The following is a 16,348-nucleotide window of genomic DNA, read 5'->3' as shown; positions in this document are numbered from 1 at the left end:
TCAGGCGAAAATCACTTCCACCCGGCCTTCGCGCCGGGTCTTGGGGGCTTCTTTCACCACGATCTGTATGTCCCGGCCCAGGCGGGCGAGGCAATCGATCATCTTGCTTTCGCTGATGCCACGGAATTTGCCGCGGGTCAGGGCGGAGACCTTGGGTTGGCTCAGGCCGAGCAGCTCGGCGGCCTGCAGCTGAGTGAGCTGGCGTGCCTTGATGATGCTGCAGATCTTGCTGGCCAGGCGGGCCTTGACCAGCATCTCGCTGGCGTCGGCAAGGTGCAGGTCGGCATAGACGTTGCCAGTGCCTTCTTCGATTTCAATCATGTGTCATCCCCTTCGAATGGGCCTTTGCCTGCTTCAGGCGGGCATGGATCAAATCAACGTCATGCTTTGAGGTTTTGATGCCGCTGCGGGATTTCTTCTGGAAACAGTGCAGCACGTAGACCGCGTCGACCAGGCTGACGGTGTAGACCGCACGATAGGTGTCGCCGTGATGGTCTTCGACCACCTCGAGCACACTGCTCCCTGAAAACCCTTTGAGCACCTTTGCCTGCCAGTGCCTTGCGCCTTCCTGGGCCTGATACAGGGCAAAACCGAATACATCCTGGACATCAGTGGGGAGTGCCTGGATATCCTTCCGAGAGCTTCCAACCCAGAACAGGCGTTTGACATTCTTGATCGCTTCCATGAGATCGCCTCGAATCTATACCTATATTGGTATAGAGACAATCACAGGATTGTTCACGCCGACAATTGGTAGCGGATGTTACGCGGGGGAGGGTTATTCGCCTTCGTCGAAGAAGTTGTTGATCAACGCCACCAGCGCATCCATGGCGTCGTTGTCCTGCTCGCCTTCGGTGGCCAGGTGCACCTGGGTGCCCTTGCCGGCTGCCAACATCATCACGGCCATGATGCTCTTGCCGTCCACCAGTTTGTCCGGTGCGCGGCCGACCCTCACCTGGCAGGGGAAGCGCCCGGCCACGCCGACGAACTTGGCTGCCGCGCGGGCATGCAGGCCCAGCTTGTTGATGATGGTAATTTCGCGGGCGGGCATCGTGGGGCGGATCCTGTGGGTTAGAGGTCGCGGTGGCGGACCTGGACGTTTTTCAGGGATTGCTGGAGCAACTGGCCGAGCCGTTCGGTGATGTACACCGAGCGGTGATGGCCGCCGGTGCAGCCGATGGCGATGGTGACATAGGCACGGTTGCTGGCGGCGAAGCGGGGTAGCCATTTGAGCAGGTAACTGGAGATATCCTGAAACATCTCGTCGACGTCCGGCTGGGCGGCCAGGTAGTCGATTACCGGCTGTTCGAGCCCGGAGTGGTCACGAAGTTCCGGTTTCCAGTAGGGGTTGGGCAGGCAGCGCACGTCGAATACCACGTCGGCATCCACGGGCATGCCGCGTTTGAAACCGAAGGATTCGACCAGGAAGGCGGTGCCGGGCTCCGGCTGGTTGAGCAGTCGCAGCTTGATCGAATCGCGCAGCTGGTACAGGTTCAGCCGGGTGGTGTCGATCTTCAGGTCGGCCAGGTCAGCGATGGGGCCCAGCAGCTCGCTTTCTACCCGAATGGCCTCGGCCAGCGAACGGTTGGCGTTGGTCAGCGGGTGGCGGCGGCGGGTTTCGGAAAAGCGCTTTAGCAGGGTTTCTTCGTCAGCGTCCAGATACAGTACATCGCACTGGATATGCCGGTTGCGCGCTTCTTCCAGCAGTTCGGGGAAGCGCGTCAGGTGGCTGGGCAGGTTGCGCGCGTCGATGGAGACAGCCACTTTGGGCTGTTGCAACTCGGTGTTGATCAGCGCGTTTTCCGCCAGCTGCGGCAACAACCCGGCAGGCAGGTTGTCGATGCAGTAGTAGCCGTTATCTTCCAGCACGTCGAGGGCGGTGCTTTTACCCGAGCCGGAGCGGCCGCTGACGATGATCAGGCGCATGTTCAGGCCTCGTTCTGGACGTCCAGGACCACCTGGTAGAGCGCTTCGTTGCTGTTGGCAGCACGCAGGCGCTTACGCACATCCTCGCGATCGAGCATGCTGGCGATCTGGCGCAGCAATTCAAGGTGCGCATCGGTCGCGGCTTCAGGGACCAGCAGGACGAACAGCAGGTCCACGGGCGCGCCATCGATGGCGTCGTAATCGATGGGAGCTTCCAGGTGCAGCAGGGCACTGACGGGCGCAGAGCAACCCTCGAGCCTGCAGTGGGGAATGGCGATGCCATTGCCAAAACCGGTGGAGCCTAGTTTCTCGCGGGCAATCAGCTTCTCGAAGACGTCTTGCATCTCGAGCTCTGGGATCTGCTCGGCAATTACAGTGGCGACCTTTTCGAGGGCGCGCTTCTTACTGCCGCCCGGCACGTTCACGAGGGAACGGCCGGGGGTCAGGATGGTTTCAAGTCGGATCATGGATGAGGGGGATCAGCGGGCGGCTGCGCCTTGCAGCAGGCTTTGCTGTTTTTCCTTGTGTTTTTTCAGTTGGCGGTCGAGCTTGTCGGCAAGCGCGTCGATCGCGGCATACATGTCTTGGTGTTCGGCATTGGCAACGACTTCGCCACCGGGTATCTGGAGCGTGGCTTCAACCTTTTGCTGCAGCTTCTCGACTTTCATGATCACCGTCACGTTGGTGATCTTGTCGAAATGACCCTCCAGTCGGGCGAGCTTTTCGAGCACGTAATCGCGCAGTGGTTGGGTGACTTCTACATGCTGTCCACTGATGTTGACTTGCATACAGCTTCTCCTTTGTTGCCCGTGCATAAAGAGGCAGGTATTGCACCTGCCACTGAAACGCTATGGCTTGCCCAGGGGCTACATCAGTCGCTTGCGTTCACTCGAAGGGGCTATGCCCAACGATTCACGGTACTTGGCGACGGTGCGACGGGCTACCTGGATGCCTTGTGCCTCCAGTAAACCAGCGATCTTGCTGTCACTCAATGGCTTTTTCTGATTTTCCGCGGCGACCAGTTTCTTGATGATCGCGCGGATCGCCGTGGACGAGCATTCGCCGCCTTCGGCAGTGCTCACGTGGCTCGAGAAAAAGTACTTGAGCTCGTAGATGCCGCGTGGCGTGTGCATGTATTTCTGCGTGGTGACCCGGGAAATGGTCGACTCATGCATGCCCACCGCCTCGGCGATGTCGTGCAGCACCAGCGGCTTCATGGCCTCGTCACCGTGGTCTAGGAAACCGCGCTGGTGTTCGACGATCTGGGTCGCCACTTTCATCAGGGTCTCGTTGCGGCTTTGCAGGCTCTTGATGAACCAGCGCGCTTCCTGCAGCTGGTTGCGCATGAAGGTGTTGTCGGCGCTGGTGTCGGCGCGGCGCACGAAGCCTGCGTACTGCGGATTGACCCGCAGGCGCGGCACGGCTTCCTGGTTGAGCTCGACCAGCCAGCGTTCGTTGTCCTTGCGCACGATGACGTCCGGCACCACGTATTCGGGCTCGCTCGACTCGATCTGGGAGCCTGGGCGCGGATTGAGCGTCTGCACCAGCTCGATGACCTGGCGCAGTTCATCTTCCTTGAGCTTCATGCGGCGCATCAGCTGGCTGTAGTCGCGGCTGCCGAGCAGGTCGATATAGTCGCTGACCAGGCGCTGAGCTTCGCTCATCCACGGCGTCGAGGCCGGCAGCTGGCGCAGCTGCAACAGCAGGCACTCACCCAGGGAGCGGGCGCCGATGCCGGCGGGCTCGAACTGCTGGATACGGTGCAGCACCGCCTCTACCTCGTCCAGCTCGATGTCGAGCTCGGGGTCGAAGCCGGCGCAGATTTCTTCGAGGGTATCTTCCAGGTAGCCCTGGCCGTTGATGCTGTCGATCAGGGTGACGGCAATCAGCCTGTCGGTGTCGGACATCGGCGCGAGGTTGAGTTGCCAGAGAAGGTGGCTTTGCAGGCTCTCGCCCACGGACGTGCGGGTGGTGAAGTCCCACTCGTCATCATCGTTGCTGGGCAGGCTGCTGGCGCTGGTCTGGTAGATGTCTTCCCAGGCGGTGTCGACAGGCAGCTCGTTGGGGATACGCTCGGCCCACTCGCCTTCTTCCAGGGTTTCGGTGTTGCTGGTGGTTTCCTGGAAACTGGTGTCCTGGGCTTCGGCGACCGGCTTGCTTTCGGCGTTGTCCGCCATCGGGTCGCTGTTGTCGAAGTCGTCGCCGTCTTCCTGGCGTTCGAGCATCGGATTGGATTCCAGCGCCTCCTGGATTTCCTGCTGTAGGTCCAGGGTGGAGAGCTGAAGCAGACGGATGGCCTGTTGCAACTGCGGGGTCATCGTCAGTTGCTGGCCCATTTTTAGGACGAGCGATGGTTTCATGGCAGGGGCTTAATACCTTGTTAGCCGGCGCACATGCGCCATCTACTACCTGTAGGGCGCTGGGCGCCGATTTTAAGCAAGTTCTTATGCAACTCGTATGCCTGAAATTCTAGCGCTTGCCTAGAGCACAGTTACACTTAAGCCCTGAACGGGCGTGTGCGCCAGTGCTCCAGGCGGGCCTGGATCAGAGGCGGAACTCGTGACCCAGGTAGACCTCCTTGACCAGCTGGTTGGCCAGGATGGTCTCGGCATCGCCCTCGGCGATCAGTTGACCATCGTTGACGATGTAGGCCGTCTCACAGATATCCAGCGTCTCGCGAACGTTGTGGTCGGTGATCAGCACGCCGATCCCCTTGTTCTTGAGGTGGTGGATGATCTGTTTGATGTCGCCCACCGAGATCGGGTCGACGCCGGCGAACGGTTCATCCAGCAGGATGAACTTGGGCGCGGTGGCCAGGGCGCGGGCGATCTCGACACGACGGCGTTCACCACCGGAAAGGCTCATGCCGAGGTTGTCGCGGATGTGGCTGATGTGGAATTCCTGCAGCAGGCTTTCCAGCTCCTTGCGCCGGCCGTCGCGGTCGAGGTCCTTGCGGGTCTCGAGGATGGCCATGATGTTGTCGGCCACCGACAGCTTGCGGAAGATCGAGGCTTCCTGCGGCAGATAGCCGATGCCGGATTGGGCACGGCCGTGCATGGGCTGGTGGCTGACGTCGAGACTATCGATCAGTACCCGGCCCTGATCGGCCTGGACCAGGCCGACGATCATGTAGAAGCAGGTGGTCTTGCCGGCGCCGTTGGGGCCGAGCAAGCCGACGATCTGGCCGCTTTCGATAGACAGGCTGACGTCGCGAACGACTTGCCGGCCTTTGTAGCTCTTGGCCAGGTGCTGGGCTTTGAGGGTTGCCATTTACTCGGCCTTTTTCTTCGGTTGAATGACCATGTCGATACGCTGACGTGGTGCAGTCACGTTGCCGCCGCGGCCGGCGGTCGCCACCTGGGTTTTGGTGTTGTAGACGATCTTCTCGCCTTCGGTGGTGTTGCCTTCGTTCTCGACCTTGGCGCGGTCGGTCAGGATGACCATTTCCTTTTGCGCCTGGTACTGGATGGTCACGGCCCAGCCTTTCATCTTGTCCGGCTTGGCAGCGCTCTGCTGCTGCTCGAAGTAAGCCAGGTTGCCCACCGAGGTGACCACGTCGATGTCGCCGTTGGCGGCGCGGGTCATGGTCACGGTGTTGCCTTTGATCACCATCGAACCTTGGGTGATGATCACGTCGCCGGTGTAGGTGGCCACACCCTGCTTGTCGTCCAGGTGCGCGTTGTCGGCCTGGATGCGAATTGGCTGGTCACGGTCGTTCGGCAGGGCGAAGGCGCTCGCGCTTCCCAGTGCTACGCCCAGGCTGAGCAGAAGGGGGATGGTTTTAACGAGCCTCATACTGTCCTCTTACGTTAGAGAGCAGGTCCATCCTGCCTTCTTTCAAATACGCTTTCATTCCTTTGCCCGTAGTCGTGCCACCGGCGCCGTCGATTCTAACGGCTTGCTCGGTCTGCGCATATTGCTTCTGCGGGAACACGGTCATGCGTGTGCTGGTAATAATGGTTTGACGTTGTTTTTCGTCGGTGCGGGCAACCCGCACATTGTCGATCAATTCGACTTCGGTGCCGTCCGGGTTGACCTCGGCGCGCGTGCTCTGCACATGCCAGGGGTACTCGGTGCCACGGTACATGTGCAGGTCGGGCGTGGTCACCAGGGTGACTTCGCTGGTCTTGAGGTGCTCGACCTTGTCGGCGGTCATTTCGTATTGCAGCTTGCCGTCAGGCAAAAACTGCACGCTGTGAGCGTTGATCGCGTAGTAGTCGATGGCGCTTTCGTCGGTCTGCGCGACCGGCTTGTCGAGGAAACTCTCGGGGCTGATGTTCCAGTACCCGACGGCCACCAGCACGGCGGCTATCACGCCAAGCAGCGCGAAATTTCTGATCTTCTTGCTGAACATGGGGGGCCTTACAGGTAATTGGCGTTGGCAGCGTCCAGGGTGCCCTGGGCCTGCATGATCAGTTCACAGAACTCGCGGGCGGCGCCTTCGCCGCCACGTGCCTGGGTGACGCCGTGGGCATGCTGGCGAACGAACGGCGCGGCATTGCTTACCGCCATGCCCAGGCCTACCCGGCGAATCACCGGCAGGTCGGGCAGGTCGTCACCCAGATAGGCGACCTGTTCGTAGCTTAGATTGAGTTCGGCAAGCAGGCCGTCCAGCACCACCAGCTTGTCCTCGCGCCCCTGGAACAGGTGCGGGATGCCGAGGTTCTTCGCCCGGCGCTCGACCACCGGCGTCTTGCGCCCGCTGATGATCGCCGTGGTGACGCCTGCGGCCATGAGCATCTTGATGCCGTGGCCGTCGAGGGTGTTGAAGGTCTTGAATTCGCTGCCGTCTTCAAGGAAGTACAGGCGGCCATCGGTGAGCACGCCGTCAACGTCGAACACCGCCAGCTTGATGGCCTTGGCGCGTTGCATGAGGTCCTGGTTCATTTACATCACTCCGGCGCGCAGCAGGTCGTGCATGTTCAGGGCGCCGGTCGGCCGGTCGCTCTGATCGACAACGACAAGTGCGCTGATCTTGTGGTCTTCCATGATTTTGAGCGCCTCGGCGGCGAGCATCTCGGCGCGGGCGGTCTTGCCATGCACGGTCATGACTTCGTCGATGAGGGTCTTGTGCACGTCGATATTGCGATCGAGGCTGCGGCGCAGGTCGCCGTCGGTGAAGATCCCGGCCAGCGTGCCGTCCTGCTCCAGCACCACGGTCATGCCCAGGCCCTTGCGCGACATTTCGATCAGCGCGTCCTTGAGCAGGGTGCCGCGCTGCACCTGGGGCAGTTCGTCGCCGGCATGCATCACGTTCTCGACCTTGAGCAACAAGCGCCGGCCCAGTGCCCCACCGGGGTGGGAGAAGGCGAAGTCTTCGGCGGTGAAGCCGCGCGCTTCCAGCAGGGCGATGGCCAGTGCATCGCCCAGGGCCAGCGAGGCGGTGGTGGAGGAGGTCGGCGCCAGGTTGAGCGGGCAGGCTTCCTGGGCGACGCTGGCGTCGAGGTTGACTTCGGCGGCCTGCGCCAGCGGCGAGTCCGGGTTGCCGGTCAGGCTGATCATCTGGATCCCCAGGCGCTTGATCAGCGGCAGCAGGGTGACGATCTCGGCGGTGCTGCCCGAGTTGGACAGGGCTAGGATGACATCGTCACGGGTGATCATGCCCATGTCGCCATGGCTGGCTTCGGCCGGGTGCACAAAAAACGCCGGTGTGCCGGTGCTGGCGAGGGTGGCGGCGATCTTGTTGCCGATATGCCCGGATTTGCCCATGCCGACCACGACCACCCGGCCCTTGCTCGCCAGGATCAGCTCGCAGGCCTTGACGAAATCACCGTCGATGCGGGCCAGCAGTGCCTGCACTGCCTCGAGTTCCAGGCGCAAGGTGCGCTGGGCGGATTGGATCAGCTCGCTGGATTGGCTCATGTCGAAAACGCAATGCCTGATGAAAAGGCGGCGATTATAGCCGCAATGTGTGAAAGGCTCATCCATTCGATTGTCGCAAGAATCCACTAGAAGGCTGTCGCCTGCCTGAACAGCCGTATTTGCGGCCTTGGGGGCGTGCCTTCTGCGGTGCTATAGTTCGCCGCTGTTCGGCCCGCCAGGGACCAGTGTGCCTTCAAGATGAAGGCAGGCGTCCATGAAGACGAGGCTGCATTGCAAGGAGTCTAGATGAGTGTGGATAGCGCCTGCGCGGTCGAGCTGAAGGGAGTCACCTTCAAGCGTGGTTCGCGCAGCATTTTCAGCAACGTGGACATTCGCATTCCCCGCGGCAAGGTCACCGGTATCATGGGGCCTTCGGGGTGCGGCAAGACGACTTTGCTGCGTCTGATGGGCGCACAGTTGCGGCCGTCCAGCGGAGAAGTCTGGGTCAATGGCCAGAACCTGCCCGCGTTGTCGCGGGGCGACCTGTTCGATGCGCGCAAGCAGATGGGCGTGCTGTTCCAGAGTGGCGCCCTGTTCACCGACCTCGATGTCTTCGAGAACGTCGCCTTCCCGCTGCGCGTGCACACCGAGCTGCCGGACGATCTGATTCGCGACATCGTCCTGATGAAGTTGCAGGCCGTGGGCCTGCGCGGTGCCATCGATCTGATGCCCGACGAGCTCTCCGGCGGCATGAAGCGCCGCGTGGCGCTGGCCCGGGCGATTGCCCTCGACCCGCAGATCCTCATGTACGACGAGCCGTTCGTCGGCCAGGACCCGATCGCCATGGGCGTGCTGGTCCGTCTGATCCGCCTGCTCAACGACGCTCTGGGTATCACCAGCATCGTGGTTTCGCACGACCTGGCGGAAACCGCCAGCATTGCCGACTACATCTATGTAGTGGGTGATGGCCAGGTACTGGGGCAGGGCACGCCTGCCGAGCTGATGGGCTCGGACAACCCGCGTATCCGCCAGTTCATGAAGGGCGACCCGGACGGCCCGGTACCCTTCCACTTCCCTGCGCCAGACTACCGCGCCGATTTGCTGGGGGCGCGTTGATGCGCAGAAAATCCTTACTCGAACGTATCCGTCTGATTGGCCGCTCGGCCATCGACGTGCTGGCGGTGCTGGGCCGCTCCTGCCTGTTTCTTGGTCACGCGCTGAGCGGTCGAGGTGGTGTCGGCGGCGGCTTCCAGTTGCTGGTCAAGCAGCTCTATTCGGTTGGCGTGCTGTCGCTGGCGATCATCGTCGTGTCCGGGGTGTTCATCGGCATGGTGCTGGCGCTGCAGGGCTACAGCATCCTCGCCCGCTATGGTTCGGAGCAGGCCGTGGGGCAGATGGTTGCCCTGACCTTGCTGCGTGAGCTCGGGCCAGTGGTGACCGGCCTGCTGTTCGCCGGCCGCGCCGGTTCTGCGCTGACTGCCGAAATCGGCAACATGAAATCCACCGAGCAGCTGTCGAGCCTGGAAATGATTGGTGTCGACCCGCTCAAGTACATCGTCGCCCCACGCCTGTGGGCCGGCTTCATCTCGCTGCCGCTGCTGGCGCTGATCTTTAGCGTGGTGGGCATCTGGGGTGGCTCGTGGGTCGCGGTCGACTGGCTGGGCGTCTACGAAGGCTCGTTCTGGGCCAACATGCAGAACAGCGTTTCTTTCACCGACGACGTGATCAACGGGCTGATCAAGAGCCTGGTGTTTGCCTTCGTCGTCACCTGGATCGCCGTATTCCAGGGGTATGACTGCGAGCCCACCTCAGAAGGGATCAGTCGTGCCACCACCAAGACCGTGGTCTATGCCTCGTTGGCAGTCCTGGGTCTGGACTTTATTCTGACCGCCTTGATGTTTGGAGATTTCTGATGCAAAACCGCACCCTGGAAATCGGTGTCGGCCTGTTCCTCCTGGCCGGGATCCTGGCGCTGCTGCTGCTGGCCCTGCGTGTCAGCGGGCTGTCGGCCAGCCCGAGCAGCGACACGTACAAAGTTTATGCGTACTTCGACAATATCGCCGGTTTGACGGTCAGAGCTAAAGTGACCATGGCCGGTGTGACCATCGGCAAGGTCACGGCCATCGATCTGGACCGCGATTCGTATACCGGTCGGGTCACGTTGCAGCTGGACAAGAACGTCGACAACCTGCCGACCGACTCCACTGCCTCGATCCTGACCGCCGGCCTGCTGGGCGAGAAGTACATCGGCATCAGCGTGGGCGGCGAAGAAGCGGTTCTCAAAGACGGCAGCACCATCCACGACACCCAGTCGGCGCTGGTGCTGGAAGACCTGATCGGCAAATTCCTGCTCAATACCGTGGGCAAGGAACCCAAAGAAGCGCAACCGGCTAATTAAGGAGTTTCCATGATTTCGATCCTGCGACGTGGCCTGCTGGTTCTGCTGGCGGCCTTCCCCCTGCTGGCCATGGCGGCGCCGGGGCAGTCCGCCCGTGACGTCATCCAGGGCACCACGACCCAGTTGCTGAACGATCTCAAGGCCAACAAGGCGCAGTACAAGGCCAACCCTGAGGCGTTCTATGCCGCACTCAACGGCAACCTTGGCCCGGTGGTCGATGCCGACGGCATCTCCAAGAGCATCATGACCGTCAAGTATTCGCGCAAGGCCACCCCGGAGCAGATGCAGCGCTTCCAGGAGAACTTCAAGCGCAGCCTGATGCAGTTCTATGGCAACGCCCTGCTCGAGTACAACAACCAGGGCATCACCGTCGACCCGGCCAAGGCCGAGGACGGCGACCGCACCAGCGTCGGCATGAAGATCACCGGCAACAACGGTGCGGTCTATCCGGTGCAGTACACCATGCAGAAGATCGACGGCGAGTGGAAAGTGCGCAACGTCATCGTCAACGGCATCAACATCGGCAAGCTGTTCCGCGACCAGTTCGCCGACGCCATGCAGCGCAACGGTAACAGCCTGGACAAGACCATCGACGGCTGGGCCGGCGAGGTGGCCAAGGCCAAGGAAACCGCCGACAACTCGCCGGATAAGGAAGTCAAATGAGTGATGCTGCCGTGAGCATGCCCGAACCCGGTGTGATTTGCCTGGCCGGGGTGCTCGACTACCGCAGCGGGCCGGCCCTGCGCCAGCAGGGCAAGGCACTGATCGCCGCCAGTGGCGAGCCGCGGTTGGTGCTCGACTGCAGCGCGGTGGTCAAGTCGAGCAGCGTCGGGCTGTCCCTGCTGCTGGCCTTCATGCGTGATGCCCAGGCGGCTGGCAAGGCCTGCGAAGTGCGCGGCATGCCTGCCGACATGCTGGAAATTGCCGGGGTCTATGACCTCGATGAAGTGCTGGCCGTTTGATGGCTGGCACGAAGGTGAAGGCCCCTCGGTCAGCGCATCCCGTCATGGGCTTCGCAGGCGAGGGGCTTTTTTGTATGATGGCCGACCCGCGCGCGTTGGGCGCCGATCGAGGTTGAGCATGCAGGCCGTAGAAGTCAAAAGCTTTCTGGAAGAGAAATTGCCGGGATCCCGGGTCGAAGTTGAAGGCGAAGGCTGCAACTTCCAGTTGAACGTGATCAGCGACGAGCTGGCCGGCCTGAGCCCGGTCAAGCGTCAGCAGGCGATCTATGCTCACCTCAATCCGTGGATCGCCAACGGCGCCATTCACGCGGTAACCATGAAATTCTTCAGCAGCGCAGCCTGGGCTGAGCGCACCTGAGCCAACTTGGCGGCGAGACACAAATGGACAAACTGATTATCACTGGCGGCCCACGCCTCGACGGCGAAATTCGCATCTCCGGTGCGAAGAACGCGGCCCTGCCGATTCTGGCGGCGACCCTGCTGGCCGATGGCCCGGTTACCGTGGGCAACCTGCCACACCTGCACGACATCACCACCATGATCGAGCTGTTCGGTCGCATGGGCATCGAGCCTGTGATCGACGAAAAGCTGGCCGTGGAGATCGACCCGCGCACCATCAAGACCCTGGTTGCTCCTTACGAGCTGGTCAAGACCATGCGCGCCTCGATCCTGGTGCTTGGCCCGATGGTTGCCCGTTTCGGCGAAGCTGAAGTGGCCCTGCCTGGCGGCTGCGCCATCGGCTCGCGTCCGGTTGACCTGCACATCCGCGGCCTGGAAGCCATGGGCGCGAAGATCGAGGTCGAAGGCGGCTACATCAAGGCCAAGGCCCCCGAGGGCGGCCTGCGCGGTGCGCACTTCTTCTTCGACACCGTCAGCGTGACCGGTACCGAGAACATCATGATGGCCGCGGCACTGGCCAAGGGCCGCAGCGTGCTGCAGAACGCCGCTCGCGAGCCTGAAGTGGTCGACCTGGCCAACTTCATCAACGCCATGGGCGGCAAGGTTCAGGGCGCCGGCACCGACACCATCACCATCGATGGCGTCGAGCGCCTGGCCTCGGCCAACTACCGCGTCATGCCCGACCGTATCGAGACCGGTACCTACCTGGTCGCCGCTGCCGTTACCGGTGGTCGCGTCAAGGTCAAGGACACCGATCCGACCATCCTTGAAGCCGTGCTCGAGAAGCTCAAGGAAGCCGGCGCCGATATCACCACCGGTGAAGACTGGATCGAGCTGGACATGCATGGCAAGCGGCCCAAGGCCGTCAACCTGCGTACCGCTCCTTACCCGGCGTTCCCTACCGACATGCAGGCGCAGTTCATTTCGCTCAATGCCATCGCCGAAGGCACTGGTGCAGTGATCGAAACCATCTTCGAAAACCGCTTCATGCACGTCTACGAGATGCACCGCATGGGCGCGCAGATCCAGGTCGAAGGCAATACCGCCATCGTTACCGGCGTCAAGACGCTCAAGGGCGCTCCGGTGATGGCCACCGACCTGCGTGCTTCCGCCAGCCTGGTGCTGTCGGCGCTGGTTGCCGAGGGTGACACCCTGATCGATCGCATCTACCACATCGACCGTGGTTACGAGTGCATCGAGGAAAAACTGCAGATGCTGGGCGCGAAGATCCGTCGCGTACCGGGCTAGTAGCCCGCAGGCGCACGGAGGCGCCTACCGAATCGAATACCGGCCAGGCTCACTGCCTGGCCGGCTGTAGCCGCTTAAGGACCGACGTTTCCCATGTTGACCATCGCGCTATCCAAAGGCCGTATTCTCGACGATACCCTGCCACTGCTGGCCGAGGCCGGTATCGTGCCGACCGAGAACCCGGACAAGAGCCGCAAGCTGATCATCCCCACCACGCAGGACGACGTGCGCCTGCTCATCGTGCGGGCCACCGACGTGCCGACCTATGTCGAGCATGGCGCCGCCGACCTCGGTGTAGCCGGCAAGGACGTGCTGATGGAATACGGCGGCCAGGGCCTGTATGAGCCTCTGGACCTGCAGATTGCCCAATGCAAGCTGATGACCGCTGGCGTCACTGGCGCACCCGAGCCCAAGGGCCGTCTGCGCGTGGCGACCAAGTTCGTCAACGTGGCCAAGCGTTACTACGCCGAACAGGGTCGCCAGGTCGACATCATCAAGCTGTATGGCTCGATGGAGCTGGCCCCGCTGATCAACCTCGCCGACAAGATCATCGACGTGGTCGACACCGGCAACACCCTGCGTGCCAATGGCCTCGAGCCCCAGGAGCTGATCGCCACGATCAGTTCGCGCCTGGTGGTCAACAAGGCCTCCATGAAAATGCAGCACGCCCGCATTCAAAGCCTGATCGACACCCTGCGCAACGCCGTCGAATCGCGACACCGCGGCTGACTTCTGCGCGCGACCTTCGCTGTCGCGCCCGTCTATCCGCGTCATAGCCTTCTTTCTCAGGTGCCCGCGCGGATGGACTGGTAGCCTTGGGCGCCTGAGCATTCGCTAATAAAACGAGGCCCTCGCCATGACCGTGTCCACTGCAATTGCCCGTCTCAACGCCGCTGACCAGGATTTCGCCCGACATCTGGATCATCTGCTGAGCTGGGAAAGTGTGTCCGATGACGCGGTCAACCAGCGCGTGCTCGACATCATCAAGGCGGTGCGCGAGCGCGGTGACGCAGCGCTGGTTGAATTCACCCAGCGCTTCGACGGTGTCGACGCCAAGACCATCGATGACCTGATCCTCGATCGTGCCCGCCTGGAGCTGGCGCTGACCCGCATCACCCCGGTGCAGCGTGAAGCACTGGAGAAAGCCGCCAACCGCGTGCGCCTGTACCACGAGCGGCAGAAGCAGGACTCCTGGCAGTACACCGAAGCCGACGGCACCGTGCTCGGCCAGAAGGTCACCCCGCTGGACCGCGCCGGCCTGTACGTGCCGGGCGGCAAGGCGTCGTATCCCTCGTCGGTGCTGATGAACGCGATTCCAGCCAAGGTTGCGGGTGTCGGTGAAGTGGTCATGGTAGTGCCGACCCCGCGTGGCGAGGTCAATGAGTTGGTGCTGGCTGCTGCCTGCATCGCCGGCGTCGATCGGGTGTTCACCGTGGGTGGCGCCCAGGCCGTCGCGGCCCTGGCCTACGGCACCGAAAGCGTGCCGCAGGTGGACAAGATCGTCGGCCCGGGCAACATCTACGTGGCCACCGCCAAGCGCCATGTATTTGGCCAGGTGGGTATCGACATGATCGCCGGCCCGTCGGAGATCCTGGTGGTGTGCGATGGTCAGACCGATCCGGACTGGATCGCCATGGACCTGTTCTCCCAGGCCGAACACGATGAAGATGCCCAGGCCATCCTGGTCAGCCCCGATGCCGAGTTCCTCGATCGCGTTGCCGCCAGCATCGACAAGCTGCTGCCAACCATGGAGCGCGCCGAGATCATCGAAAAATCGATCAACGGCCGTGGCGCCCTGATTCAGGTGCGCGACATGCAACAGGCCATCGAGGTGGCCAACCGCATCGCCCCCGAACACCTGGAGCTGTCGGTGGCCGACCCGCAGGCCTGGCTGCCGCAGATCCGCCACGCCGGCGCGATCTTCATGGGCCGTCACACCAGCGAGGCGCTGGGCGACTACTGCGCTGGCCCCAACCACGTACTGCCAACCTCCGGCACCGCGCGCTTCTCCTCGCCGCTGGGCGTGTATGACTTCCAGAAGCGTTCGTCGATCATTTTCTGTTCCGAGCAGGGCGCATCCGAGCTTGGCCACACCGCTTCGGTACTGGCCCGTGGCGAGTCGTTGACCGCCCACGCCCGCAGCGCCGAATACCGCATCCTCACCGAGAAGGGGAATTGAGCATGAGTCGTTTCTGGAGTCCCTTCGTCAAGGACCTGGTGCCCTACGTGCCGGGCGAGCAGCCCAAGCTGGCCAAGCTGGTCAAGCTCAACACCAACGAGAACCCCTATGGCCCATCGCCCAAGGCGCTGGAGGCCATGCGTGGTGAGTTGAACGACAACCTGCGCCTGTACCCGGACCCGAATGGTGACCGGCTCAAGCAGGCGGTGGCCGAGTACTACGGTGTCACCCCGGCGCAGGTGTTTGTCGGCAACGGCTCGGACGAGGTGCTGGCGCACATCTTCCACGGCCTGTTCCAGCACGATGCGCCGTTGCTGTTCCCGGACGTCAGCTACAGCTTCTACCCGGTGTATTGCGGGCTGTACGGCATCCCGTACGAGCAGGTGGCGCTGGACGAGCAGTTCCAGATTCGCGTTTCGGACTACAACAAGCCGAACGCCGGGATCATCTTCCCCAATCCCAATGCGCCGACCGGTTGCCTGCTGCCGCTTGAGGCGGTGGAGCAGATGCTGCAGGCCAATCGGGATTCGGTGGTGGTGGTGGACGAGGCGTACATCGACTTCGGTGGCGAGACGGCCATCAGCCTGGTTGATCGCTATGACAACCTGCTGGTGACCCAGACGCTGTCCAAATCGCGTTCTTTGGCTGGGCTGCGGGTTGGCCTGGCTGTGGGGCATCCGGACTTGATCGAGGCGCTGGAGCGGATCAAGAACAGCTTCAACTCGTACCCGTTGGACCGGGCTGCGATTGTCGGGGCTGCGGTGGCGTTCGAGGATCGTGCTTACTTTGACGAGACTTGCCGCAAGGTGATCGACAGCCGTGAGGTGTTGGTTGCGGCGTTGCAGGCGCGGGGGTTCGAGGTGTTGCCTTCGGCGGCGAACTTCATTTTTGCTCGGCATCCGGAGCAGGATGCGGGGGGGATTGCGGCGCGGCTGCGGGAGCAGGGGGTTATTGTGCGGCACTTCAAGCAGGAGCGGATTGTGCAGTTCTTGCGGATTACGGTTGGGACGCCGGAGATGAATCAGGCTTTGCTTGATGCGCTTGATTGATTTGAGTTGAGTTGTTGATGCTGGGGCGAATTGGGGGGCAGTTGATTTCCTCCTAATTCGCCCTTTGTTGTTGTTGTTGTTGTTGTTGTTGTTGTTGTTGTTGTTGTTGTTGTTGTTGTTGTTGTTGTTGTTGTTGTTGTTGTTGTTGTTGTTGTTTTGAAAGTTTTATGCGCATTCATTTGCGATGTCGACGCATAGTCACCTTTCCGCCCTTACGGCGGGTTACTTTGGTCTTGGCCAAAGTAACCAAAGCCGCTCGCTCCATTCATACGGCCCCTACGCTGCGCTTCGGGGTCCCTTCGCTTCGGCGTCCTCCGGGCCCGCGCGGCCTCCGACTTGCTGCGCAAGTCTACATCTCGCGCCTTCGGCTGCGCCGAAGGGTGCT

At 61.9% G+C, this 16,348-nt stretch carries 23 protein-coding genes; 10 read left to right on the top strand and 13 right to left on the bottom strand.

Annotated elements, in window-relative coordinates; genetic code table 11:
* From RTH46_RS25045 to RTH46_RS24990, 12 genes are all read right to left on the bottom strand, one after another.
* Window positions 1–321 (bottom strand): helix-turn-helix transcriptional regulator, encoded by a 321-nt coding sequence (locus RTH46_RS25045; RefSeq protein WP_316906877.1) that lies wholly within the window; start codon window positions 319–321, stop codon window positions 1–3.
* Window positions 314–685, bottom strand: coding sequence for a type II toxin-antitoxin system RelE/ParE family toxin (locus RTH46_RS25040; protein WP_316906876.1), 372 nt, complete (start codon window positions 683–685; stop codon window positions 314–316). The genes RTH46_RS25045 and RTH46_RS25040 overlap by 8 nt, the downstream gene beginning before the upstream one ends.
* A 93-nt stretch (window positions 686–778) precedes the next feature.
* Complete coding sequence (locus tag RTH46_RS25035) at window positions 779–1,051, bottom strand: HPr family phosphocarrier protein (protein ID WP_011532412.1); 273 nt, start codon at window positions 1,049–1,051, stop codon at window positions 779–781.
* Between the two features lie 20 nt (window positions 1,052–1,071).
* Window positions 1,072–1,926 carry an RNase adapter RapZ gene (rapZ, locus tag RTH46_RS25030; RefSeq protein ID WP_153787402.1) on the bottom strand — a complete coding sequence of 285 codons (855 nt, stop codon included), beginning with the start codon at window positions 1,924–1,926 and terminating at the stop codon, window positions 1,072–1,074.
* Between the two features lie 2 nt (window positions 1,927–1,928).
* Complete coding sequence (ptsN, locus tag RTH46_RS25025) at window positions 1,929–2,393, bottom strand: PTS IIA-like nitrogen regulatory protein PtsN (protein WP_110993433.1); 465 nt, start codon at window positions 2,391–2,393, stop codon at window positions 1,929–1,931.
* 12 nt (window positions 2,394–2,405) lie between these two features.
* Complete coding sequence (gene hpf, locus RTH46_RS25020; RefSeq protein WP_110993432.1) at window positions 2,406–2,714, bottom strand: ribosome hibernation-promoting factor, HPF/YfiA family; 309 nt, start codon at window positions 2,712–2,714, stop codon at window positions 2,406–2,408.
* Between the two features lie 78 nt (window positions 2,715–2,792).
* On the bottom strand, window positions 2,793–4,286 hold the full coding sequence (locus RTH46_RS25015) for an RNA polymerase factor sigma-54 (protein WP_279846575.1): 1,494 nt from the start codon (window positions 4,284–4,286) through the stop codon (window positions 2,793–2,795).
* 184 nt (window positions 4,287–4,470) lie between these two features.
* On the bottom strand, window positions 4,471–5,196 hold the full coding sequence (lptB, locus tag RTH46_RS25010; RefSeq protein ID WP_153787400.1) for an LPS export ABC transporter ATP-binding protein: 726 nt from the start codon (window positions 5,194–5,196) through the stop codon (window positions 4,471–4,473).
* Window positions 5,197–5,721, bottom strand: a complete 525-nt coding sequence (gene lptA / locus RTH46_RS25005) for a lipopolysaccharide transport periplasmic protein LptA (protein WP_110993429.1) — start codon at window positions 5,719–5,721, stop codon at window positions 5,197–5,199.
* Window positions 5,708–6,280 (bottom strand): LPS export ABC transporter periplasmic protein LptC, encoded by a 573-nt coding sequence (lptC, locus tag RTH46_RS25000; protein WP_316906875.1) that lies wholly within the window; start codon window positions 6,278–6,280, stop codon window positions 5,708–5,710. The genes lptA and lptC overlap by 14 nt, the downstream gene beginning before the upstream one ends.
* Window positions 6,281–6,288: 8 nt before the next feature.
* Window positions 6,289–6,813 carry a KdsC family phosphatase gene (locus RTH46_RS24995; protein WP_153787398.1) on the bottom strand — a complete coding sequence of 175 codons (525 nt, stop codon included), beginning with the start codon at window positions 6,811–6,813 and terminating at the stop codon, window positions 6,289–6,291.
* Window positions 6,814–7,788 carry an SIS domain-containing protein gene (locus tag RTH46_RS24990; RefSeq protein ID WP_232883118.1) on the bottom strand — a complete coding sequence of 325 codons (975 nt, stop codon included), beginning with the start codon at window positions 7,786–7,788 and terminating at the stop codon, window positions 6,814–6,816.
* 246 nt (window positions 7,789–8,034) lie between these two features.
* Between RTH46_RS24990 and RTH46_RS24985 the strand changes: the two genes are divergently transcribed.
* The 10 genes from RTH46_RS24985 (at window position 8,035) to hisC (ending at window position 15,963) form a co-directional block, all read left to right on the top strand.
* Entirely contained in the window at window positions 8,035–8,844 is an 810-nt protein-coding gene (locus tag RTH46_RS24985; protein ID WP_110993425.1) for an ATP-binding cassette domain-containing protein, read from the top strand.
* The gene (gene mlaE / locus RTH46_RS24980) at window positions 8,844–9,641 is read left to right on the top strand and encodes a lipid asymmetry maintenance ABC transporter permease subunit MlaE (RefSeq protein ID WP_279846572.1); all 798 of its coding nucleotides are present in this window, start codon (window positions 8,844–8,846) and stop codon (window positions 9,639–9,641) included. Before RTH46_RS24985 ends, mlaE begins: the two co-directional genes overlap by 1 nt.
* Complete coding sequence (gene mlaD / locus RTH46_RS24975) at window positions 9,641–10,126, top strand: outer membrane lipid asymmetry maintenance protein MlaD (protein WP_110993423.1); 486 nt, start codon at window positions 9,641–9,643, stop codon at window positions 10,124–10,126. Before mlaE ends, mlaD begins: the two co-directional genes overlap by 1 nt.
* Before the next feature lie 9 nt (window positions 10,127–10,135).
* Complete coding sequence (locus tag RTH46_RS24970; RefSeq protein ID WP_279846571.1) at window positions 10,136–10,789, top strand: phospholipid-binding protein MlaC; 654 nt, start codon at window positions 10,136–10,138, stop codon at window positions 10,787–10,789.
* Complete coding sequence (locus tag RTH46_RS24965; RefSeq protein WP_153787396.1) at window positions 10,786–11,088, top strand: lipid asymmetry maintenance protein MlaB; 303 nt, start codon at window positions 10,786–10,788, stop codon at window positions 11,086–11,088. The genes RTH46_RS24970 and RTH46_RS24965 overlap by 4 nt, the downstream gene beginning before the upstream one ends.
* Before the next feature lie 118 nt (window positions 11,089–11,206).
* On the top strand, window positions 11,207–11,446 hold the full coding sequence (locus RTH46_RS24960; RefSeq protein ID WP_110993420.1) for a BolA family protein: 240 nt from the start codon (window positions 11,207–11,209) through the stop codon (window positions 11,444–11,446).
* A 23-nt stretch (window positions 11,447–11,469) separates the two neighbouring features.
* Window positions 11,470–12,735 carry a UDP-N-acetylglucosamine 1-carboxyvinyltransferase gene (gene murA, locus RTH46_RS24955; protein ID WP_153787395.1) on the top strand — a complete coding sequence of 422 codons (1,266 nt, stop codon included), beginning with the start codon at window positions 11,470–11,472 and terminating at the stop codon, window positions 12,733–12,735.
* 93 nt (window positions 12,736–12,828) lie between these two features.
* Window positions 12,829–13,464, top strand: a complete 636-nt coding sequence (gene hisG, locus RTH46_RS24950) for an ATP phosphoribosyltransferase (protein ID WP_011532429.1) — start codon at window positions 12,829–12,831, stop codon at window positions 13,462–13,464.
* A gap of 127 nt (window positions 13,465–13,591) precedes the next feature.
* Entirely contained in the window at window positions 13,592–14,914 is a 1,323-nt protein-coding gene (gene hisD, locus RTH46_RS24945) for a histidinol dehydrogenase (protein WP_279846569.1), read from the top strand.
* A gap of 2 nt (window positions 14,915–14,916) precedes the next feature.
* Window positions 14,917–15,963, top strand: coding sequence for a histidinol-phosphate transaminase (gene hisC / locus RTH46_RS24940; protein WP_153787393.1), 1,047 nt, complete (start codon window positions 14,917–14,919; stop codon window positions 15,961–15,963).
* Here hisC and RTH46_RS24935 read toward each other — a convergent pair.
* Window positions 15,936–16,142: a hypothetical protein gene (locus RTH46_RS24935; protein ID WP_316906874.1), complete on the bottom strand. Its 207-nt coding sequence runs from the start codon at window positions 16,140–16,142 to the stop codon at window positions 15,936–15,938. The genes hisC and RTH46_RS24935 overlap by 28 nt on opposite strands.
* Between the last annotated feature and the right edge of the window lie 206 nt (window positions 16,143–16,348).

It is taken from the genome of Pseudomonas sp. zfem004, from assembly GCF_032621715.1.
GTDB classification, from domain to species: Bacteria; Pseudomonadota; Gammaproteobacteria; order Pseudomonadales; family Pseudomonadaceae; genus Aquipseudomonas; species Aquipseudomonas sichuanensis.
This window is presented reverse-complemented; position numbering and strand designations above follow the sequence as displayed.